We start from the raw sequence: 23465 nt of genomic DNA, 5'->3' as shown, positions 1-23465 counted from the left end.
GTTCTTATTGTTTATTTATGGCATTGTTATATTCGTATTCTTTGGCGGGAATCACCCACATCCAGTTGTTGGCGTCTTCCGGGTTGATAGTTACGGCTGCGTTGGTCATGTAGTTTCCTCCATCTTCGAAGGTGTGGCGTACGATGGTGTCTTTGCGCCGTTTGAAGTCAAACCAGCTGAATCCTTCGCCCCATAGTTCGATGCGGCGGTAGAACTTTATTTCGTCGAGCAGTGCCTGACCGCTCTTGTCGCAAGTATATTGAGGGTCGCGTCCGCTGTCGCGGATCAGTTCTTTCAGTAATTGCCTTGCTTCCGCTTCTTTTGAAGGCGTCAGGTGGCAGTTGGCTTCTGCTTCGATGAGATACATCTCCGAACTGCGGAAAAGATTGAAAGGCATGGCACCTACTTTGTCGATACACTTAAATTTGAACGACATATAAGCGTATATTTTTGCCGAAGTATTCAGGTCGGGATGCAACCCTTGGGCGTAACTGGTGAGTGCACTTCCGCCCAGACCATTGTTTGTTATACCACCCGTGTTATAAGTATATTCGAGCGGATCGAGAAAAAGTCCCCTGCGGATATCACTTTCCGGTAATGCATCGTACAGTTCACGGTTGATACAGGCCGGATAAGTGCATACAAGAGTAGAGGAGGAGTTGTATGCAAGGCGTGCGGCGAGGGATGAGTTTCCCAGCGATTCTTCTTCACTGTCATAGATACTCCATATCCATTCGCGGTTGACGGTACTGAATCCGTCGAAATATTCATCGGCATTCATAAGCGGATAACCGGCACGTGCTAGTGCAGCGTAATGGGCGGCAGTACTCCAATCCTCACGGGTGAGTGCGGCACGGGCATAGGTGGCGTAAGCGGCATTCACATTGATTTTGTGATTCTCGTCTTCTTTGCGGGCAATTCCGGATGCCTGATAATAGGTGATGGCCTGGTTAAGGTCGTTGTAAATCTGTTCGTAACAGGCCAGCATAGAAGAAAGAGGACAGTCGCCGGTAGAAGATGTATTGAGCCGGAGAACCACCCCGTCAGCACTGCCGTTTTGCGAATCACACCAGCGTGGCGAGTAGAACTGCAGCAGTTGCAGGTAACAATAGGCACGGTAGGTTAGTGCCTGCGCATAGATATATTTGAATTTATGACTACCTTCGGGGTCGACATAATTTATAATAGCGTTGGCATTACTGATTACTTTGTAGTAATAATGCCACATATACTCCGTGTAACTACTGGTAGGTATGGCATGAGAAGCCCCGTTGAATATCGTATAGAAATTGTTGCGGGGACAATACATGTCAGCCCCCTGATACTCGGCATACATCAGTTTGACAGATCCTTCACCGTTGAATGACACGCCATCGAGTTTATTAGTGGGGTAAGTGGTTTTCATCAACTTCTCCAATCCGCTGACAGCATAGGCAGCGTACGCTTCATCCTTGAATAAATCGGCAGGAGATACCTGATTGGTAGGGGCGGTATCCAGATAGTCGCTGGCGCAGGAGTAACACAACAGTGTCAGGAGCAGGCAGAATCCTATGGAGTGATTCAGGAATTTCATGTGTATGGCTTTTTTCTTCATAAGGCTATAAGTTAATGTTGACTCCGAACGAGAAAACACGGGCGATACTCGTATAATTGTTGACGATTCCGTCAAAGGTCTGTACCGGGTTCAGCCCTTTGCGTTTGCTGAACAGGGCGACATTCTCTATGGCAGCATGTAAGCGGATGCCGCCGAGTTTCAATCGTTTGCTCCATGTGGCGGGCAGCCGATAGGAGAGGGTGATGTTCTTGATGCTTAGATAGTCGCCGCTTACAATATAGCGTGTAGATGCTTTCTGGCTGTTATATCCATTGATCGTTGCATCCAGATTCACTTGCGGAATACCCGATGGATCGAGACGGTTGGGCGATGTGGGCGTCATGCCTTCAGGGATTGCTGTCCATGCATTCAGTAAATCGGGAGTCAATGAATGTACGCCTACCGATGTCAGAGTCTGATAAGGCTGGTCGAAGACTTTGGAACCGCAACTGAAAATCATCAGGGCGGACAGAGTCAGGTCTTTCCAGCGGAGAGAGGTGGTGACCGAGCCGTTTATCTTCGGTAATGAACTGCCCGACCAGTCTTTGCGTGCATATCTCGGGTCGCCTGTATAATATTGTCCGTTGATGTCTACCCAACTGTCTGTCGGAATCGGATTTTTGCCTTCGGTGCTCTCTTCTCCGTTTACGGGTGTTTTTCCATCCTCTCCGGCAATGTAATAAGCGTTGAAGTCCGGCAGATATACACTGCGACCTGTCATCTGGTCTACGCCAGCATACTGGTACAGCCAGAATTCATAAATGCTGTGTCCCTCTTTGAACTTCTGGAAATCTCCGTTCGTAATTCCCTCTTCCCGGTCTTTATCCGGCAGTTTTCCGATCTTGTTTTTCACTTTGGAAAGGTTCAAACCTACATTCCATTCCCATTCCCGGTTGCGGATGATATCCCCGTCGGCAGAGAATTCCCATCCTTTATTGGAAACGTCTCCAATGTTTCGCCAGACGGTGGAAAGGCCTGTCGATGAGTCAGTGGCACCGGCAGATAGTGGTTGGATAAACTTGAACAGCAAGTCGTCCGAATGCTTGTTATAGTATTCGAAACTTAGGTTCACACGGTTGAAAAGACGAGTTTCCAGACCGATATTCAGCGAAGAATTCGTTTCCCATTTCAGTTCCGGGTTTTCGTTCTGCACTTTGTAGTAAGCGGCTTCTCCACCGTTGACGGCAGAGCCGTAGAGAGACATCCACTGGTACAGGCCGTTGCTGCTTCCGAAGTTATCGTTTCCCACTTGCCCGTAAGAAACCCGTAACTTGAGGCGGTTCAGCCACGACACGTTTTTCAGGAACGCTTCGTTGGAAAGCATCCAGCCGATACCTACGCTCCAAAAGTTACCCCAGCGATGGTCTGTATGGAAGATGGAGGAACCGTCGCGCCGGAAAGAAGCTTCGGCAAAATAAGTTTCGTTGTAGTCATACCGGGCCCGTGTGAAGTGACCCTCTGTACGATAGGTGTCTTTATATCCCTCACTGTAAGTTGTGGTGGTGAAATTTGAAAGTTCGTCTATTCCGGGAAAGCTCTCATTCTTTTTCTGTATGGCGTCGAAATTAAGCTTGTAATCATAGTTCTCGTGCCCCACCATCCATTCTACGAAATGCCTGCCGAACTGGTGTTTCCATGCCAGTAGCTGTTGCAGGGTGTATTCCTTATATTCCTGATCGATCTTGCTGATAAAACCAGTGTCCTTGTAAGCGCCTATTTCCGCATTTCCGTATTGGCTGTCCTCGATATTGCGCAGGCTGATATTGCCTTTCAATGAGAATGTAAAATCGCGTAGGAAAGAAACGTCCACATAGGCATTTCCTTGCAAGGTATTGGCAGCGTTCCACAACTTGTTTTTTTCGCTTTCCCACAGTAGATGGCGTCCATTGCTGGCGGCATCCGATTCCGAACGGCTTTCCGAACCGTCATCATATTGTTTTCCGCCTTCTTCGTTCAGGATATAATCTCCTTTGGAATGAAGCAATGAGCCGTCGCTGGCAAATACATCCTCTGTATAGTGGAGGTGCACCGGATAGATAGGTGCTATTCTCCGTGCAAAGTAAAATGCATTCGACAGGTTATTGGATTGCGCACTTCCGGCGGCTCCTATATCCCAGTTCGTTTTCTGGTGAGTGCCTCCGAGCGACAAGCCCGTTTTTAGCCATGGGCGTGGGGTGAAGTCAGCGTTGAGTGAGCCGCTAAGACGATTGAAATCACTTTTCCTGGTATATCCGTCTTCATTAAGATAGCCTAGCGAGAAACGGATCCGGTTCTTTTCATTGCCGGATTCTCCGCTTAGGTTGTATTCCTGGCGGTGACCGTTACGTGTGTAGGGAGAATACCAGTCGAGATCGTCCTTATATCCGTCCAGTATCCGGGCGTCGGATGCCAGATGACCGTTTGCATCGAAAAGGGCATTATCGGCTTTGTTATAGATGTTGATTCCTACTTTGCTGATAATGTCATTGTTGGTGGCGATGGTCGCTTCTTCGGGACTACTGCCGTTGCTGATAAGCTGGTTGCGATACCCCTGCCACATCGTTTCCATGAATTGATTGGCATTCATACGTTCGTAATCACCCTGTCCACGCGCGCTGAAGCCGTGGCGAATGTCCAGTTGAAGAGAAACTCCCTGTTTCTTCGCCTTTTTGGTGGTAATTAAAATCACACCATTCGAAGCCCGGCTACCGTACAATGCGCATGAAGCAGCATCTTTCAGTACGCTGACGCTTTCTATGTCTGCCGGATTAAGATCGGTGATCCATCCCGTATAGGGCATACCGTCTACCACGTAAAGCGGCTTATTGCTTCCGTTCACCGAACTGTATCCCCGGATCCGGACTTCCGCTTCGATTCCAGGCTGCCCCACTCCGTCAATTATCTGTAGCCCCGGTACCGCTCCGTTGAGCACGGAGATAACAGAACTGACCGGACGCATTTCGATTTGCTTACTGTCCACTACGGAAACAGCCCCGGTAATTGATCTTTTGAGGGCAGTGCCATACGCCACCTGCACTACTACTTCATCCAGTTCGTTTACGTTCGGACGCAACCGGATTTCCATCATATTATGCCGGGCAGGCACTTCGATGGTTTGGTATCCTATGTAAGAAATAACCAGCATTTGCTGTCCGGGGAGGGTTGGTTGAAGACTAAACTTTCCATCCAGATCTGAAATACAGCCTTGCCGACTGCCTTTCACTGTGACGGAAGCACCTGTCAATGGTTCCCGGCTTTCCTCATCAATGATGATTCCTGTTATATTTTTTATTTGGGCATAAGTTAGGTTAATGGATAGAAGCATGTAAATGCATATCACTCCTATCTTTATTAAAGTATCTTCTGTCCGTCTTTTAATAATTGTCATAAGTTGTATATCTTGACGTATTTGTTGATTTTGCTTGCTATTTAAACATTTACAAAACTAATATATTATAATTAGTGTTATAATACATTGCCTCCTATTTATGCAATTTTAACGGTGTAGACTGCTAATTATTAGCTGAATTGGCAAACTAGATACTTTTTCTTGTTCTATATTTTATATTATTTGTTCTTGCGGCTCGAGAGATAGAGGCTTCTTTCTTTTTTTCATTGTATTAAGTAGAAATCTCTCCCAAAACGTATTATAGTTCGTTAAAAAAGTATACATTGCACGGATTCTGGACATTTTTGGTGGATAATTGGAACAAAATTGCAAGGTAAACCCGTTTTCTTTTGCTATTTTTGCATCGTGTACGTAAACGAAGTGCACGTAGAATAGAGAACTTATTCAATAACTATAAATAAATAAGGTATGAAAACGAACTATGAAATTCGCTATGCTGCGCATCCGGAAGATGCAAAAAGTTATGATACAACAAGAATTCGCAGAGATTTCTTAATCGAAAAGATATTTGTCCCCAATGAAGTAAATATGGTATATTCCATGTACGACCGTATGGTGGTAGGTGGTGCGCTTCCGGTAGGAGAGGTGCTGACGCTCGAAGCGATTGATCCGCTGAAAGCTCCGTTCTTCCTCACCCGTCGTGAAATGGGTATCTACAATGTTGGCGGTCCCGGTATTGTGAAAGCAGGCGACGCAGAGTTCGAACTGGACTATAAAGAAGCTCTTTATCTGGGTTCGGGCGACCGCGTAGTGACTTTCGAAAGCAAAGACGCTGCTCATCCTGCTAAATTCTACTTCAACTCACTGACTGCACATCGCAACTATCCCGACCGTAAGGTGACGAAAGCCGATGCCGTAGTAGCTGAAATGGGTTCTTTGGAAGGTTCCAATCACCGCAACATCAATAAGATGCTGGTGAATCAGGTGTTGCCTACCTGCCAGTTGCAGATGGGTATGACGGAACTCGCTCCGGGAAGTGTGTGGAACACGATGCCGGCACACGTACACAGCCGTCGTATGGAGGCCTATTTCTATTTCGAAATTCCCGAAGATCATGCTATCTGCCACTTCATGGGTGAGGTAGGCGAGACGCGTCACGTATGGATGAAAGGCGATCAGGCCGTTCTTTCACCCGAATGGTCAATCCACTCGGCTGCTGCTACCCACAACTATACCTTTATCTGGGGAATGGGTGGCGAGAACCTCGACTACGGCGATCAGGACTTCTCGTTGATTACAGATTTGAAATAACAACTACAATAGTTTTCCTAATTTAATAACAAAAAGAATTATGAATCAGTTTTTGAATTTTTCTTTGGAAGGTAAAGTAGCTCTCGTTACAGGTGCTTCTTATGGTATCGGATTTGCTATTGCTTCTGCATTTGCAGAACAAGGTGCTAAAGTTTGTTTTAACGACATCAATCAAGAGTTGGTAGACAAAGGTATGGCTGCTTATGCTGCAAAAGGTATCAAAGCTCACGGTTACGTATGCGACGTGACAGACGAACCGGCTGTTCAGGCGATGGTTGCTACGATTGCAAAAGAAGTAGGTACAATTGATATCCTTGTAAATAACGCAGGTATTATCCGTCGTGTTCCTATGCACGAGATGGATGCTGCTGATTTCCGTCGTGTAATTGACATCGACTTGAATGCTCCATTCATCGTTGCTAAGGCTGTTTTGCCGGCTATGATGGAAAAACGTGCAGGTAAGATCATCAACATCTGTTCTATGATGTCTGAATTGGGTCGTGAAACTGTATCTGCTTACGCTGCCGCTAAGGGTGGTTTGAAGATGCTGACTCGCAATATCTGTTCTGAATATGGTGAATACAACATCCAGTGTAATGGTATCGGCCCGGGTTACATCGCTACTCCGCAAACTGCTCCTCTTCGTGAGCCGCAGGCAGACGGAAGCCGTCACCCATTCGATTCATTCATCTGCGCTAAGACTCCTGCCGGTCGTTGGTTGGATCCGGAAGAACTGACAGGTCCTGCCGTGTTCCTTGCTTCTGAAGCTTCTAACGCTGTTAACGGTCACATTCTCTACGTAGATGGTGGTATTCTTGCTTATATCGGAAAACAACCGAAATAATAGCTGATAGAAGAAATTCCGGTAAGGTGATAGAATGGCAAAGAGCATCCTCTTTTCATCTGTCACCTTATTTTTTATTATTCCCTTTGCAGGAGCTATACGGCCGATTTATTGGACATATATGCCCAACGTGTTGAACATATAGCTCCAACATGCCGAATATAATAGCCTCTGATTTGCAAAGTATATGTTATTCATTCAATGTAGACTAATTATGAGAAAGATATTAATTCTGTTTGCTGTAGCCTTGATTGGTTTTGCTTCTTGTGCCGACAGCAAGCAGTCAATGACAGTCACAGTGACCAATTCTTTGGCTCTTGAACGGGCAGGGGAGATGGTTGAAGTGCCGATGAGCGATGTGGTCGCTAAATTGAAACTGGCGGATACGGCACAGATTGTGGTGCTTGACGTCGACGGTCAGCAAGTGCCTTATCAGGTGACGTATGATGAGAAGGTGGTCTTCCCCGTTACGGTAGGGGCAAACAGCGCGGTTACTTATACCATTCAACCGGGCACACCGGCACCTTTTGATGTCATTGCTTGCGGTAAATACTACCCCGAACGTCTGGACGACGTAGCCTGGGAGAATGATCTTGGCGGATTCCGTGCTTATGGTCCTGCTTTGCAGGCTCGTGGAGAACGTGGTTTTGGCTATGATCTTTTTACGAAGTATAATACTACGGAGCCGATTTTGGAATCTCTGTATGCTGAAGAGCTTAATCCTGAAAAGCGTGCCAAGATAGCCGAACTGAAAAAGACAGATCCGAAAGCCGCTTCCGAATTGCAGAATGCCATCTCTTACCATATCGATCATGGATACGGTATGGATTGCTATGCCGTAGGTCCTACGTTGGGCGCCGGCGTTGCCGCTTTGATGGCAGGTGACACTATTATCTATCCTTACTGCTATCGCACACAGGAAATCCTTGATAATGGTCCGCTGCGTTTCACGGTGAAGCTGGAGTTTAATCCGCTGGTGGTCCGTGGAGATTCTAACGTGGTGGAAACACGCGTCATCTCCTTGGATGCAGGTTCTTATCTAAATAAAACAGTTGTTTCATATACCAATTTGAAAGAAGCAATGCCGGTAACTACAGGACTTGTATTGCGTGAACCGGACGGTGCGGTTGTGGCAGATGCTGCAAATGGCTATATCACTTACGTAGATCCTACAACTGACCGTAGCGGTGCAAACGGTAAGATATTTGTGGGTGCTGCATTCCCTGCACAGGTAAAAGAGGCGAAAGTGGTTCTTCTTTCCGAAAAGGAAAAGAAAGATCGTGGTGGAGCCGACGGTCATGTGCTGGCTATCAGCGAATATGAGCCTGGTTCTGAATATACTTATTACTGGGGATCTGCCTGGGATAAGGCGGCTATCAAGACTCCGGATGCCTGGAATAAATATATGGCTGAATATGCGCAGAAATTGCGTACTCCGTTGGCGGTGGCATATTAATTAATGTGCTGAATTGCTTATACAGTCAAAAAAGAAGGATTGTCGAGGTGTGACGAAACGCCCTCTTTAATTTCTTTTACTCACTGAATACGCGATTCATTATTGAATATCATGCGTCTTTTCTAATAGATGAAGCAAAGGTTTCTTTTTATCAAAGGAACCTTTGCTTATTTTTATCTTTCTGAAAAAGAAAGAGAATTAAGAATGTGTCTTTCTGGAAAAGAAAGATAATGTCCTTGAGCTATCTTGTAAAAGCGTGTTGTTCGTAATATTCGTATGTCGTTCCGTCTTCTTTCTCTTTCTCACGAAGTTCATAGACTAATTCATTCTCTGTCATTGTGGTCACTGTCCACACTTCTGTGTAATTATCCTCTTCAGTGTCGATGAGAGTCAGCTTATTACCGGAGTAGCTCCATGTACCGTGATAATAATTAGTACTTCTGGAGGAGTTGTAGACATCTTTTTCTACATACGTACCATCTTCCTTTAACTCTATGGAATAACGGTTGGTTCCATTTACAAAATCTTCTTTAGAGTCACTTACCTTTTCACCATCTTCCCATTCTTGTGAAAGATAATACACTCCATTCCATGTTCCTAACAATAAATCGCGTGAACCGACAGCGTCATCGTCGTCATCGCCACAGGAATAAATGCTGAACGACAGTAATACTGCAACTATGCAAACGGTTGCTTTCCAGATTGTTTTCATAATAAATTGTTTTAATTGTTTGATTTTGAGATGATTTGTTTTTATGGGATTATTTGATAATCGTTTCCACATGTCCATTCTTGAAGAATAGGTAGAACGAGCTGGAATACATCCATTGCACTTCTCCATTTGATTCTTGAATAGTCTGCGGTTTGCCGAAGGCCAGCAGACATTCATCTTCCGTCATGCCTTTCACCGGCTTGTTGATACTGATTTCATTCCAGTGAGTGATTGGTGAAAGTTGGTTCGTTACGATGAAGTCGAACATTTTATTCAATACTTGCGATTCCACCTGTACGAAGTCATCCATGATTTCTTTGTGAGATGCTTTCTTGTCCGGTTGCAGCTTCTCCATGGGAGTGATTTTTTTCATTATCACTGCTGATGATTCTATCCGTATATTGGAAAGATAGTAGACCAGCTTGCCGTCTTTTACTTGAAACAGGGCTTTGCAATAGTAAGTATTCTTCTGATTTGAATCTGCTTGCGAGGCAAGTATCAGATCGCAACTGAAGTTTTTAGCCCGTACGTTTACCTCTGTGATCCCTTCCCGTAGCTGCGGACAGACATTTTTGACGGTCCATAACAGTGCATTAGCGTAGATGTTCTCGTCATGCATGCTGCTGAAAGGGGTAAATCCGCTGACCACATATTTATTGCCGTCTGTACTGACGGGATAGCTCTTTTTCTGTTCGGTGAAAGTCTGTGCTATCAGCGGGATAACTCCCGTCAGCAGATACATGATTGCCAGAAATTGTCGTTTGGTCATCATATTCCGTTATTTTTAAGAAAACAGCATCCACGGCCCTTTTTGCGAAGAGAAAAGATCGTGGACGCTGAATAAATAATATGGTTTATTGAGGTTTGGTTGTCCTTAGAAGGCAATACCTAGACGAATCATAAAGTTACTGGTCTTGAATCCGTCGGCATCGCTGAATGTATCTATGAATCCGCGCTGATAGGTGAGATCCAGGTTGAAACGGTCGTACCAGACTCCTACACCGATATTCATACCGGCATCGAAATGATTGTAGTCAACTTCCATGTAATCTGCGTAATCTCCCCAACTGATGCTCTCTCCGTCTGCTTTCATTTTGCTCGTGTAATCGTAGCTGGCAAAGACTCCTACATGCGGGTCGATATGAACATTGTCCGCCACTGCAAATTTCCATCCGAATGTGAACGGAGAGTATTGTATATTATGAGCCATGCACTTCGTGTCTTCCACTTTGAAACCACGGGAGCCGAGTCCAAATTCCATTCCCCAGTATCCTCCTGTGCTGCCTAAAGGCTTCTGGTAGCCAAATGTTGCGTTATATCCGATGTTTGAGTCAGCTCCTTCGGCTCCGTCACCGGAGAAGTTCATGATATTCAAACCTGCACGCAAGAACCATTGTGTGCTGCTGGCTTGCTTCTCTGTTTTGACGATTGCACTTCTGGATGATACGATTTGCGCTTGAGTTCCTACGCACAATAAGAGTGCGGCAATCATTGATAGTACTTTTTTCATTGTTATTTATGTTTTAGTGATTAATTCTTATTCTTAACGACAGGTGCTATCTGGCTTTTTCCATCCGTGGGTGATAACTTCTGCAGACGTATCCATTCATAATCGTCCTGGGTGGCAGGATGCCAGTTGACAAAGATGCCGGGATAACCTACTACTGTAACCGTTTATCCCCCTGTTTTTTCATTATCTTCCACTTTGAAAGTGGCTCCCATGATGACATCGCAGTTGTATTTGATGGTGGACAGATACGTCCCCCATGCACGGATGTTGTCAAGTTCTCCTTTCATGGCGATCTCCACTTCCTCTTTGCTTAGTGTCCATTCATCCTTGATTCGTCCCTTATCTTCCAGTATTTTCACCTCGACAACTGTGGGTTTGACACAAACTTCAGTAACTGCATCGCCTGCACGTGCCTGTGCATCACGAAACTTGAAGACCGTCTTTTGCGCATGGGCTCCGACGGCACAACCGACAACCAGAGCAATAATCAGAAATAGTTTTTTCGTTTTCATGTCCTTTTGTGATTATATGTTAATATGCCTGCAAAGGTATGCGAAAGGAGTATACTACCGGGTGAAAGCATAGTTCCAAGAACGATACGGAATTGTATCCTATTTGGATACACTGGGGAAGTTTCCGGTATTGATGCTGTCGGAAAGATCGCGGAAAAAATCATGGCCGAGGATGCAGGAGATGCGCCAGAGCAGGTGGATGTCGATATTCTCTTTTCGGAATATCTTGTAAACATTGGGGCGTGTGCAGCATAGTTGGGTAGCGAACCAGGTGACGGTGCGTCCCTGTTCGTGAAGCGTGCGTTCAATAAGTTGTCCCGCATGAATCATGTGCCTATTCTGCTTATGTGTGTCCCCCAGACTCCCGTTGGACGGACAATTCAATCTATTGTTGACAGGAATATATAGAAAAGGCGTGGGAATCTCTCACCTTCGTCCGTTCCGTGTTCAAGGCCTTCGCAATGCCAACTATCGGGAACGAACAACGCAGAAAGCCCACGCCGATATGTACAACACCCGTAGCCTCCCTTTGTTTTCCAAAGTGAGGCACGGATGTATATAAATACACATCAGGAGGACGTCTTTGTTGCTGTTAGTCATTCCGATAGGTCAAAGTTTGCGAAGTTCTGAACACAAATGACAAACGCTTGTAAACGTCTTCTCAATATAAACGTCTCTCCCTCGCCACCCGGAGGCTTTCTGCGGAAGAGACCGTTGCAAATGTATAAAAAAATACGGTTGGAAATGGTAATGTGAATCAGAAACTTTTTGAATGCAGGTTGTTTTGCCCTCTTTTTGCCTTTTTTTGCCCTTTACCAGGCGAAATGCGGTTGCACTGGCATCTTGTAAGAAAGAGGAGGGATCTTTCAATTTTGGGCACGAAACGGGCTTTAAACTACAAAAGCCGGGGCATAATACCTCGGCTTATATTTTTTTCTTATCAGGGAGCTTTTTTATTCATCAGAAACCTTTTCTTTCTTATCAGGAAGCTCTGCTCTTTTCGAAGTTTCTGTTTTTTCAAAGATTATAACACCTTGAATTCATAACCTTCCTCTTTCAGGAACTCGATGGCACGGGGAAGTGCGTATTGCAGGTTACCGTTGTTCCATGACTTCAGCGAATCGTGGAAAGTGATGATAGAACCGTTTCGCGCATAGCGTTTCACGTTGTTCAGCACTTGTTCCGGGCGCATCCGCTTACTGTAATCGCGGGTCACGAGATCCCACATAATGATGCGGTAATGATAGCGCAACGTATAATACTGCCTGAATCCCATGTGTCCGTGTGGTGGACGGAAGAGATCGGAATGAATAATATCATCTACCTTTCTGGCATTTGCCAGGTAATCCGGATTGGAATATTCAAATCCACGGATGTGGTTGAAAGTATGGTTACCGATGCGGTGTCCGTGCTCTACCACCATCCGGTATTCATCCGGGTGTTTGCGTATATTGTCGCCTACCATGAAAAAGGTAGCTTTAATATGATGCTTTTCCAGTATTTCCAGTACCCAGGGAGTTACTTCGGGGATGGGGCCGTCGTCGAAAGTCAGATAGACTGCCCGCTCATTCGGGTCCATCCGGAAGATAGCTTGTGGATACAACGCCCGGAAAAGCCAAGGTGGTTGTTCTATAAACATAAGAGTCTGTGTTTTGAAGTATTAGGAAATAAGTATTAAGTATTATACCTTACGGAAAACATGCCGGAAGCTACGTTAATACTTAATACTTATTACTTCATACCTAAATTATTTCCCTTTCATTCTCGTCACGTACTCGTTGTATAGCTGATCGAGTTGCGTAGAGTAATGTTTTGCAAGTTCTTCTGATTTGTATTTTTCCATTAGGCGGACTTCGGCGTCAAGCAAACTGGCGTTGTACACGAAGTTTTCGCTGGCAATGGCAAGCTGGTTATCGTTCAGGCTAAGATACCAGATCATGTATTCGAGCGACTTGTTGGCAAGCTCGTCGATAATCTTGTTGGCTTTCTCGTTCTGTCCCAGTTGATAATAAGACTCTGCCATTTGGAAGGCGCCATTTGCCCAGTCATACGGTACGTTGATTGCCGGAATCATCTTTTCGGCGTAATCGAGTGCAGCGAGTGCCTTGTCCTTCTTACCTTCTTTGATAAGCTGTCCTACGAGCTGCGTGAAGATACGGCGGTGCGTGTAGCACATACGCATCACGTTCTCGTCGATATAGATACCCGGTTTGTCGATACCGCCGAACTTGAACTTGTTCATCAGGTTGTCGTACATCTTTTCGCTGTCTATCTTGCTGTCCAGTTTGTCCGTATCGAATGGTGTGAAACGATAGGCAAGACCTTCCTGCATAAAGTGGTTGCCCATGCCCAGATGGTTTTCGCTTCCTACGGTGATTGCCATGTAGATAGGACGTTCCCAGTTGGCATTGGCAAGCATTTCGAGCATCATCAGTTCACTCTTGTAGAGGGCGCGTTTCGGGTTGCCGTTGGCGTCTCTAAGGGTGATTGTCATGTATTCGGGGATAGAGTCGCCCAGAGCTTCCGGTATCTTCATGCCGGAGCGGCGTACGGCTTCTTTGTCCACCTTCATTACGATGCTGTCCGTAGGGATAAGCGGCAGTTGGATATCTTTTCCAGTCTTTTTGAGAAGCTCTTTCAACTGGTCGTTCTTACCGAGCATCCAGCGGTTGATGATTTCCTTCAATTCGTATGGATTCTCACCGAAAATGGAGTGAACGAGTGATAATATGGTAGTGTCTCCCTGTGCAGCCAGTTCGTTTGCCTGTTTGAAATAGCTGTCGATGAAGGCCTTCATTTCCGTATGGATAGGGATATATTCATTTTGTCCTTCCACATATTCCACACGGTCCCAAGTGATAGGAAGCGACGGGGAATCGTAGGCCGGACGTTTCATTTGGTCGATATACCAGTCTGTTTGCAAGTAACTTAGGTTACAGGTGCGAGCATCTGTACGGAAGCCTTCTGTTTCTTGGTTGTACCACAATGGGAAAGTATCATTATCACCATTGGTATAGATAATCGGATTTCCTTTTTCCTGTAAGGTCATCAGGTAGTTCTGTCCGAAGTCGCGGGCAACGAAGCGTCCGCTACGGTCGTGGTCATCCCAAGTCTGTCCCGCCATTTGGATGGGGACGAACAAACAGAGCACTGAAGCCAATACGGCTGCCGGAAGTTCCTGCATCTTACAGTATTCTCGCAGCATACGGATGATACCTGCCACTCCCATACCTACCCAGATGGCAAAGGCGTAGAATGAACCGGCATACGCGTAATCTCGTTCACGGGGCTGTGCAGGGGTTTGGTTGAGGTAGAGCACGATAGCGATACCTGTCATGAAGAACAGGAAGAAGACCACCCAGAATTGCTGGATACCCCGCTGGCTATGATAAGCCTGCCAGAAGAGTCCGATTAAGCCGAGAATCAGCGGCAGACAGTAGAATACGTTGTGTCCTTTATTGTTTTTGAGATCCTGCGGAAGCAGTTCCTGATTACCTACCAGTAAGTTGTCGATAAACGGAATACCGGTGATCCAGTTGCCGTGTTCAATTTCTCCGCTACCCTGTATGTCGTTCTGCCGTCCGGCAAAGTTCCACATGAAATAACGCCAGTACATGAAGTTCAACTGGTAGGAGAAGAAGAACTTGATATTTTCCCATTGGTTAGGCATGTTCACCATTACCATTTCTCCGCATTGGTCGTAAGGAACGTCGTGTCCTTTGATGTCTACCCATTGCTTGTAGAGTGGTGCGTGTGACGAGCTGTACATACGCGGGAAAAACATATTCTGTGCATATTCGTATTCCACACGTCCGGGAAGTTCGATATAAGAGTCTTTTTCGTCGGGAGAAGTCTTTTCCTTGCGGACAAACTTGCTTCCTGCTTCCGACTGGCGCGGAATACAATAGCCGTCTTTTACGTCGAGTGCCACTTTCGAAGAGAAAGCAGGACCGTAGAAGAGCGGACGGGTTCCGTATTGTTCACGGCCGAGGTATTCGCCCAGGGTGAATATATCCTCCGGTGAGTTTTGGTCCATCGGAGTGTTGGCAGTAGAACGGATAACGATCAGTGCGTAAGAAGAATACCCGATTACGATCATCATGGTGCACAGCAAGGCTGTGTTCATGGTGCGGGCGGTGATACGCCATCTCTCTTTGATTTTAGCCTGTACACTCGGAGCAAGATAAAGTCCCAGTGCGGCAATAACCAAAATACCGATGATGATACTGCTGGCTCCGTGTCCGTAGAATGGGATACCCAGCAAAGCGATCGTCAGGATAAAGGAGATAGCCATGCGCGTTTTGTTCTTTTCGGTGTAACTTTCGTATACACCCCAAATCAGAGCGGCTGCAAGCAGAATGATATAAACCACTACGCCCGAATTGAATGACATTCCGAGTCCGTTGACGAACAACAGTTCAAACCAGCCACCTACTTTCACGATACCCGGTACGATGCCGTAAAGCACGGCTGCAACGAGCACCATTGAACCTAATAGCGCTATTAACGAACCTTTGGCGGTAGCATTCGGTGTTTTCTTGTAGTAGTATACCAATACGATGGCAGGCAGACAAAGCAAGTTCAATAAGTGCACACCGATACTCAATCCGGTCAGATAGGCGATGAGGATAATCCAACGGTCGCTGTGCGGCTGGTCGGCTACGTCTTCCCATTTCAGAATCAACCAGAAAACAACAGCGGTAAACAGGGAGGAGAAGGCATATACTTCACCTTCCACGGCCGAGAACCAGAATGTGTCACTGAATGTATAAACCAGTGCACCGATCAGTCCGCTACCCATCACTGTGATAAGCTGTCCTTTGGTGATATTGTTTTCGTCAGTGATAATCAGTTTGCGTACCAGGTGGGTGATGCTCCAGAAAAGGAACAGGATACAGGCGCCACTCATGAGGGCACTCATGTAATTCACCATTTTAGCAACAGTTGTTACGTCGGAAGCAAATTGAGAAAACAGATTCGCCACTAGCATGAAGAAAGGCGCGCCGGGCGGGTGTCCGACTTCCAGTTTATAGCCGGTGGTTATGAACTCCGGGCAATCCCAGAAACTTGCGGTCGGTTCTATTGTCAGGCAGTAGACGGTTGCCGCAATGATGAATGTAAGCCAACCCATAAGGTTGTTTACGGTTCTGTACTGTTTCATTAGCACTATCGTAGTTTATTCGTTAAAAACAAATTATGAGGTCGCAAAGATAGTGATTTGTAAGGATAATGAGGAAGAAAGTAAGAAATATTAAGTAACAAAGGGGTGATTTACTATCTCTTTCACTCTTCCGGAAGGCAGCAGAGAGGGAAGATACATTTTAAAACAAGGAAGCCGTATATCTATATAGAGTCTATGGCAACTTTAATGATGGTGATTATGCTCTCCTAAAACCCGGTGAGGCAATGTACCGTGTCCCAATAGCTCGATAGGGCAGTTGAAGTTCCTTTCCAGCCATTCGGTAGTAACGCCTGTATCCGGATGGTAATCCAGCGTTTCGTTGACACAGGCGATGGATTTTACCTGTTGCAATACAGTGCCGATGTCGTGACTGACAAGGATAATGGCACATTCTTTATTGATTTCAGCCAATAACTCATAAAGGCGTGCTTCGAAACGCTTGTCGATATACGTGCTGGGTTCATCGAGAATCAATACCGCAGGGTCGGAGATGATGGCACGTCCCAACAGGGCACGTTGCAGCTGCCCGCCGCTTAATTGCCCGATAGAACGGTGTTCGAGTCCTTCAAGCCCCATGCGGGAAATAATCTGTTTACCTTTCTCTTTCTGTTCGGGAGTAAATCGTGAAGTGAGCGATTTTTGTATGCTTAATCCGGATAGGATCACTTCTTCCACGGAAATAGGGAACTTCCGGTCTATACTGTTGTATTGAGGCAGATAACCCAGGAAAGTAGAAGTGGTTTTAGTAGATGCTTTTTCAGGAGTATGGAATATAATTTCCCCTCCGGTTGGCTTCAACAGACCGAGGATGCACTTTATAAGCGTCGTTTTGCCGCCTCCGTTCGGACCTATAATACCTAGAAAATCCCGTTCGTAGATGCTTAGATTAACATCGTGGAGAACAGTGCGACCGTCATATCCGGCGGAAAGATTCTTTATTTCGATTATTGGTTTCATCGTTGGAAATGGCTTGATGGGTTCTTTCTTTATACATTTATTTTGTTGCAGCCTGTGGCGCGAGGGCTTTGGCTACATTCAGCATTTCTTCTTCCCAGTCGTAACTTAGCGGATTGATAGGGATCACTTTCGTTCCGGTTTGCTGCGCGATGGTTTCCGCATTGCGTTTGTCAAATTCCGGTTGAACAAAGATTACACGTACATCTTCTGCCTGACACAGGTCTATCAAGGCTTTCAGATGGGCGGGAGAAGGTTCTTTGCCCCCTTCTTCGATGGAAATCTGATGCAATCCGTAGTCGCGGGCGAAGTAGGAGAGAGCCGGATGATAAATCATGAAGGCTTTGGCTGCTTCGGGAGCGGAGAGTTGACGGCGAATCAGGCTGTCGGTGTGCTGGATACGCTGGCAGAGCGAATCGTAGCGGTTTCTATAGTATACCTCATTTGTCTTATCCAGTTGGCTAAGGGCTTTGTAGGTGTTTCCTGCAATGATTAAAGCATTACCGGTGGAATTCCATACGTGCGGCTCTACAGCATGGATATGCCCGTCGTGGCTGTTATGTCCGTGGTCGTGGTCATCATTGTTGAGTATGAGGTCGATTCCTTTGGAGGTGTCGAACACTTGAATATGGGGGGTATTGTTCATTAAGCGATCCATCCAGGTCTGTTCGAAGCCGATGTATCCGATGCGGAAATAGGCTTTGCTGTCTCCCAGAGACACGAGTTGTTGGGGGACAGGATCATAGGTTTCCGGGCTGGAACCTTTGGGGACCATGCTGACTACTTTAAATTTATCTCCGGCAATAGCTTCCGTGAAATAACGTTGCGGTTCCAGGGTGACGGTAATCACCGGTTTTGCTTCGTCATCGTTGCTTGCTTGGGAAGAGCGTCCTGTGCAGGCTGCCATTAGGAGGCAGGCACTAAGGAGGAAAAGGGTTCTCATATCTTTTAGTTGTTTTTTCATGACTTCTTCTATTTCGGGGGGTCTTTTTTATCTTGTTTCTATTCTTATTTTCGGGCCCGTAATATTTCCCGTTTACCACCCGGAGGTCCGGGCAGACGTTCTACTGTGAATCCGGCTGTCTGTAACATCCGGCGGACGACACCTTTGGCGCAGTAAGTGGTCAGGATGCCGTCTCTATCTAATAAAACGTAGAGGCGGTTGAATAGTTCTTGCGACCACATTTCCGGTTGCTTTTCCGGTGCAAAGGCATCGAAGTAAATGAGGTTAAATGAAAGATTCAGGGCAGGTGATTCGGCGTTGGTTACGCTATCATTGATATTGCTCATTGTTCGTTCTCTGTTCTCAACCCATTTGTTTACGTCTGTCTCTACTTTCCGTAGGGTGAAGTGTGGAGTGAGTTGCACGTCTTTCTCCCAAGGTGATGTATGAAGTTGCTTAAACAATTCGATAGCCGGTTGCTGCCGGACGGTCGTCGTTAATTGTTCATCATTGGAGATATATCCTAATTGCTCTATCGTCTGCCATTCCAGTGGATAGAGTTCCAATCCTGTATAGAGTATATTCCGTCTGCTTCTTTCTGCTTCTTCAAGGGTGAGCCAGGCGTTTAGCCCTGTCCCGAAGCCGATCTCAAGAATACGCGGAATAGTGGCGGAAGAGGCTTTAAATCCCATATCGATGAAAATATGTTGAGACTCTGTGCGTGCCCCTTTCGTTGAATGATAATGTTCATTCAATTCCGGAACAAACAGGGTAGCGCTCCCGTCGTCGGTTTTCTCAATAATCCTTTCCATCATACAATCTCTAATGCTTACTGTCTAACGTCTAATACTTTTTACCTGATATTTAAAATCCTTACCCTGCTATAGCGTCCCAGGCACTTTCGAGTGCATACAGGAGAAGAATATAACGTATCAGTTTGCCGACAAACATGGAAACTATGGTGAGCCATGTGTTGCTTCGCATAAATCCCAGTGCAATGGCTATCACTTCCCCAATGGCGGGAAGAAAGGTGAAGAAGGCCATCAATGCTCCTTTTCCTTGCAGGAATTTCACCATTTTGTCTACTTTCTCTTTCTTTACCTTGAAATATTTCTCGATCCAACTGATTTTGCCCAGACGTCCCATGTAGTAGCAAGTCATTCCGCCTACTGTGTTGCCCAGAGTGGCGGAGATCAGACAGGCTATCGGGGGCAGACCGAGTTTCACCAGTGCCACCAGTACCAGTTCGGAACTGAAAGGCACGATGCTCCCAGCCAGTAAAGCCGAGATGAATAATCCCGGGAGTCCCCATTCTATGAGGAGTTGTATCGTTGAATCTATAAAAGCGTCCATATATTAAAAGCGAATAAGAGGATGAGACCGACCAATGAAATGATGAAAAACACATTCGAACTTTTACTATTGGTCAGTACAAAGAAATGTCCGATCAGGATGCTGTTGCTTATGATAAGCAAAGGCAATAGGGCACTGCAATATATCGGTTGCAGGGCAATCAGCAGGAACAGGAAAATCGTCAGGTCTATCAGGAATTGGAGATAGGCGCGTGTGCGTATCTTATCCTCAAATCCGGCGGCGATGCAATGGACGGCACTGACGATGAACATCACCAACAGATAGCCGAGTATTGCCAGTTCCCAAGGCTGGAGGATTTGCAGGTTGAAGAATTCCCCGATAGTCAGTAGCTGATTGAAAGGGCGATAGAACAACTCCATCTCATTGTAGAAGAAGGCGTGTCCGAACAGCATCCAGTATGGCAGCATCCATCCGAGCAGCGCACCGCAGAAACTACGCGGAGTGAGCGACTGGAAACGGTAGGCTTCGAGCAACCAAAGCACCGAGAGGATGGTGAACTGTGGGAACAGAATACTTCCCGCTCCGATAAAGAAGAAGGAGTAGAATAAATAACCCGCAGCTTGAGTTTGCTGATAGCTTTTAAACAGAAAATAAATGGAAATGAGAAAGCCCAGGGCAATAATATCTCCTGTATATAGGTAATGCATTTTCGGGCAGACGGTGACCAGCAGGAAATAGATAGCTGTCTGCATGGAAGCCCTCATACGGATAATGCTGAACTGATTGTTCAGCTCTATCAGAAAGTAACCGATGGTTGCATAAATCAGGAAGCTGACAATCCGGTCTGCCCACCCCGGAAGCAGAAAATCGCGGGCGGGTTGCCAGGCAGAAGGGCTGCCTTCGAGTACGGTTGAGGCTATGGAACCGGGAAATAAAAAGTAAGTCAACACCCAGCACAGGGCGCAGATAAAGATAACGGCAGGCAGGGTCCACCGTCCTGCCGTCACTTGACTTTGTAGTCTTTTATTTCTCATGAGTTTATTACTTGTTATCTCTTGATACTATAGGTACATTCGGTTGATATTCCGGATATTAATATCCTGCATGCTTGATGTTAACAACCATCCTGTCAGCTGTTAATACCTGATTCCTTAAGTATTAACAATTGTCGTCTAAACTATTAATACTTGATAACTCAACTATTAATGCTTGACAAGTCAATGATGTTCAACGCTATGCGGAATAGGGCTACTTGCGTGCGAAACTTGAATTACAAATCGAATCCGATATCGCGGCGGAAATACTTCTTGTCGAAGTCGATCATGTCTGCCACTTTGTAGCTCTGTGCCAGTGCCTCTTCTTTCGTTGCACCGTAAGAGCAAACGGCAATCACACGTCCTCCGTTCGTCACCACTTGTCCGTCTTTCATGGCTGTTCCGGCATGGAAGATGATGCTGTCGGTGGTGGCAGCCTGTTCCAGTCCGCTGATGGGGAATCCTTTTTCGTAGGCTTCGGGGTAACCGCCGCTGACAAGAATGACGCAGCCGGCCGAACGTGGGTCCATCACTAGTGTTTTCTCGTTCAGGTTGCCTGCCGCTGTGCCTTCAAGTAACTCTACGAAGTCGCTTTGGATGCGCAACATCACGCTTTCTGTTTCCGGGTCGCCCATGCGGACGTTGTATTCGATAACCATCGGTTCACCTTTCACCTTGATAAGACCGAGGAAGATGAAACCTTTGTAGGTGATCTTTTCTTCTTTCAGACCATTGATGGTCGGTTCGATGATACGTGTGCGTACTTTCTCCATATATACTTCATCAGCAAACGGAACCGGAGTTACGCTACCCATACCGCCTGTATTCAATCCTTTGTCGCCTTCACCGATACGTTTGTAGTCTTTCGCCACAGGGAGGACTTTGTAGTTGTCTCCGTCTGTCAGTACGAATACAGAGCACTCGATACCGCTCAAGAATTCTTCAATCACAACGGTTGCCGATGCGGAACCGAACATGCCGCCGAGCATTTCTTTCAGTTCTTTCTTCGCTTCATCCAGCGTAGGAAGGATGAGAACTCCTTTCCCGGCACAAAGGCCATCAGCCTTCAATACGTAGGGAGCTTCCAACGTTTCGAGGAAAGCGAGGCCCTCTTCGAGGTTTTCGGAAGTAATGCTTTTGTAGCGGGCTGTCGGGATGTTGTGGCGCATCATGAAGCCTTTGGCAAACTCCTTGCTGCCTTCCAGTTGTGCTCCTTGAGCCGAAGGACCGATCACGGCAATATGCTTTAGCTCCGGACGGTTTTGGAAGTAATCGTAGATTCCTTTTACCAACGGATCTTCGGGGCCTACTACTATCATTTGGATGTTCTCTTTTAGAGCAAAAGCACTGATTGCTTCAAAATCGGTTGCTTTGATGTTGACATTCTCGCCTACGGCAGTTGTTCCGGCATTTCCCGGAGCAATGTATAGTTTTTCAACTTTCGGACTTTGGGCAATTTTCCATGCCAGTGCATGTTCGCGGCCGCCCGAGCCTAGTAATAATATCTTCATCTTTGTATTGTTATGGATTTATACTGTTATCTATGATTCGTATGGATACGGTGGTGTCTTTGTCAGTTTTATAAGTTCTGCTCAAAGTACCGGGTGATTTTCTCATGCAGATGTACACGGTCGCGTCCTGCTACGTTGTGCTTGTGGCACGGGTAGATAAACAGGTCGGGATAAGTGCGGGCATCTACACAGGCTTTCATGAACGACAGGGTGTGCTGTGGCACGCAGGTGTCGTCGTGGTCGTCGTGAATAATCAATAGGTGACCTTTCAGTTGGCCGGCAAGGTTTTTCAGATTACATTCTTTGTAGCCTTCCGGGTTGCTTTCCGGTGTATCCATATAGCGTTCGCCGTACATCACTTCATAATACCCCCAGTCGATTACCGGGCCTCCGGCAACGCCTACTTTGAATATTTCCGGGTAACGAAGCATCAGGGCGGTAGTCATGTGTCCTCCGAAGCTCCATCCGTGTACGCCGATGCGTTCGCTGTCTACGTAGGGGAGGGATTTCAGGAATTCAACGCCTTTTACTTGGTCTTTACCTTCTTCGATGCCAAGACGGCGGAAGGTGGCATTTTCAAATGCCAGTCCACGGTTGCTGCTGCCACGGTTATCGATGGTGAACATGATATAGCCTTTACCTGCCATGTATGTGTCCCATCCGCGTGCGCCGTTCTGCCATCCTCCGGTGACGCATTGCGCGTGAGGACCTCCGTAGACGTATACGATGACGGGATATTTCTTGGCCGGGTCAAAGTTGGCCGGTTTCATCAGGCGATAATGCAGGTCGGTGGTGCCGTCTGCCGCTTTGATTGTTCCGGTTTCGATGCTTGGCATTTGGTAGCCTTCGTAAGGGCTTTCAGCAGTCAGCAGATTGGCTGTTTCTTTGAAGTTTTTGGTGTCTACCAGGTTGATGATGCGAGGCTGGTCTTTTGTTGAATAACGGTCGATAAGATAAGTGCCGGAAGCGCTAAGCATGCCGCTATGTTCGCTTTCTTTGCAGTTCTCGAACGGTTGGCTTATCTTTCCATTGCTCACGTTTACAGCGAAATGTCCGCTTCTCAAGCCTTCTACGGCTGTGAAGATGACTTCTTTACGCTTTGTGTTGAATCCCAGGACGTCGCTGACCAGCCAGTTGCCTTTGGTCAGTTGTTTGACTTTGCCGGCCTGGAAATAAGTACCACCGTTGGCACTGTTATAAGTTTCACCTTTCATGTTAGTTGCATCGGCATCAAAGAGATAAAGATGATTGTAGCCGTCA

18 protein-coding genes and 1 pseudogene are annotated in these 23465 nt (G+C 46.3%); 3 read left to right on the top strand and 16 right to left on the bottom strand.

Annotated elements, in window-relative coordinates; genetic code table 11:
- Window positions 1-4 precede the first annotated feature (4 nt).
- Together BSCG_RS12815 and BSCG_RS12820 are read right to left on the bottom strand one after the other, a co-directional pair.
- On the bottom strand, window positions 5-1594 hold the full coding sequence (locus BSCG_RS12815) for a RagB/SusD family nutrient uptake outer membrane protein (RefSeq protein ID WP_008776180.1): 1590 nt from the start codon (window positions 1592-1594) through the stop codon (window positions 5-7).
- Window positions 1595-1598: 4 nt separating this feature from the next.
- Window positions 1599-4961, bottom strand: coding sequence for a SusC/RagA family TonB-linked outer membrane protein (locus BSCG_RS12820; protein ID WP_032849541.1), 3363 nt, complete (start codon window positions 4959-4961; stop codon window positions 1599-1601).
- A gap of 429 nt (window positions 4962-5390) precedes the next feature.
- On the opposite strand from BSCG_RS12820, the gene kduI reads away from it, so the two are divergent.
- From kduI to BSCG_RS12835, 3 genes are all read left to right on the top strand, one after another.
- Entirely contained in the window at window positions 5391-6233 is an 843-nt protein-coding gene (kduI, locus tag BSCG_RS12825) for a 5-dehydro-4-deoxy-D-glucuronate isomerase (RefSeq protein ID WP_004296872.1), read from the top strand.
- 40 nt (window positions 6234-6273) lie between these two features.
- A complete protein-coding gene (locus tag BSCG_RS12830) occupies window positions 6274-7077 on the top strand; it encodes a gluconate 5-dehydrogenase (protein WP_004296873.1) in 804 nt (267 codons plus the stop codon).
- Between the two features lie 214 nt (window positions 7078-7291).
- Window positions 7292-8533, top strand: coding sequence for a DUF4861 domain-containing protein (locus BSCG_RS12835; protein ID WP_008647016.1), 1242 nt, complete (start codon window positions 7292-7294; stop codon window positions 8531-8533).
- A gap of 241 nt (window positions 8534-8774) precedes the next feature.
- Here BSCG_RS12835 and BSCG_RS12840 read toward each other — a convergent pair whose 3' ends face one another.
- The 14 genes and pseudogenes from BSCG_RS12840 to BSCG_RS12910 form a co-directional block, all read right to left on the bottom strand.
- On the bottom strand, window positions 8775-9245 hold the full coding sequence (locus BSCG_RS12840) for a lipocalin family protein (RefSeq protein ID WP_032849540.1): 471 nt from the start codon (window positions 9243-9245) through the stop codon (window positions 8775-8777).
- Window positions 9246-9294: 49 nt separating this feature from the next.
- Window positions 9295-10014 carry a hypothetical protein gene (locus BSCG_RS12845; protein ID WP_371179469.1) on the bottom strand — a complete coding sequence of 240 codons (720 nt, stop codon included), beginning with the start codon at window positions 10012-10014 and terminating at the stop codon, window positions 9295-9297.
- A gap of 105 nt (window positions 10015-10119) precedes the next feature.
- The gene (locus BSCG_RS12850; protein ID WP_004296878.1) at window positions 10120-10755 is read right to left on the bottom strand and encodes an outer membrane beta-barrel protein; all 636 of its coding nucleotides are present in this window, start codon (window positions 10753-10755) and stop codon (window positions 10120-10122) included.
- 20 nt (window positions 10756-10775) lie between these two features.
- Window positions 10776-11267, bottom strand: a pseudogene (locus tag BSCG_RS30005) (hypothetical protein).
- 99 nt (window positions 11268-11366) lie between these two features.
- Entirely contained in the window at window positions 11367-11597 is a 231-nt protein-coding gene (locus BSCG_RS12860) for a hypothetical protein (RefSeq protein WP_004296881.1), read from the bottom strand.
- A 694-nt stretch (window positions 11598-12291) separates the two neighbouring features.
- A complete protein-coding gene (locus tag BSCG_RS12870; protein ID WP_004296883.1) occupies window positions 12292-12906 on the bottom strand; it encodes a polysaccharide deacetylase family protein in 615 nt (204 codons plus the stop codon).
- A gap of 108 nt (window positions 12907-13014) precedes the next feature.
- Window positions 13015-16428, bottom strand: a complete 3414-nt coding sequence (locus tag BSCG_RS12875; protein ID WP_032849539.1) for a DUF2723 domain-containing protein — start codon at window positions 16426-16428, stop codon at window positions 13015-13017.
- Window positions 16429-16632: 204 nt separating this feature from the next.
- Window positions 16633-17406 carry a metal ABC transporter ATP-binding protein gene (locus BSCG_RS12880; RefSeq protein WP_004307814.1) on the bottom strand — a complete coding sequence of 258 codons (774 nt, stop codon included), beginning with the start codon at window positions 17404-17406 and terminating at the stop codon, window positions 16633-16635.
- Window positions 17407-17443: 37 nt separating this feature from the next.
- Window positions 17444-18367, bottom strand: coding sequence for a metal ABC transporter solute-binding protein, Zn/Mn family (locus BSCG_RS12885; protein WP_004307815.1), 924 nt, complete (start codon window positions 18365-18367; stop codon window positions 17444-17446).
- 44 nt (window positions 18368-18411) lie between these two features.
- Complete coding sequence (mnmD, locus tag BSCG_RS12890; protein WP_008776170.1) at window positions 18412-19158, bottom strand: tRNA (5-methylaminomethyl-2-thiouridine)(34)-methyltransferase MnmD; 747 nt, start codon at window positions 19156-19158, stop codon at window positions 18412-18414.
- 61 nt (window positions 19159-19219) lie between these two features.
- A complete protein-coding gene (locus BSCG_RS12895; protein WP_004296698.1) occupies window positions 19220-19699 on the bottom strand; it encodes a YqaA family protein in 480 nt (159 codons plus the stop codon).
- Window positions 19684-20694 (bottom strand): hypothetical protein, encoded by a 1011-nt coding sequence (locus BSCG_RS12900; protein ID WP_008776169.1) that lies wholly within the window; start codon window positions 20692-20694, stop codon window positions 19684-19686. The genes BSCG_RS12895 and BSCG_RS12900 overlap by 16 nt, the downstream gene beginning before the upstream one ends.
- Before the next feature lie 236 nt (window positions 20695-20930).
- Window positions 20931-22205 (bottom strand): phosphoribosylamine--glycine ligase, encoded by a 1275-nt coding sequence (gene purD / locus BSCG_RS12905; protein ID WP_008776168.1) that lies wholly within the window; start codon window positions 22203-22205, stop codon window positions 20931-20933.
- A gap of 68 nt (window positions 22206-22273) precedes the next feature.
- On the bottom strand, window positions 22274-23465 hold a 1192-nt coding region (locus tag BSCG_RS12910), incomplete at its 5' end, for a S9 family peptidase (RefSeq protein ID WP_139016498.1).

Origin of the sequence: Bacteroides sp. 2_2_4, assembly GCF_000157055.1 — a bacterium.
GTDB lineage: Bacteria > Bacteroidota > Bacteroidia > Bacteroidales > Bacteroidaceae > Bacteroides > Bacteroides ovatus.
Note: the sequence above shows the minus strand (reverse complement) of the source record. Positions and strands in the feature narration are given on the sequence as shown.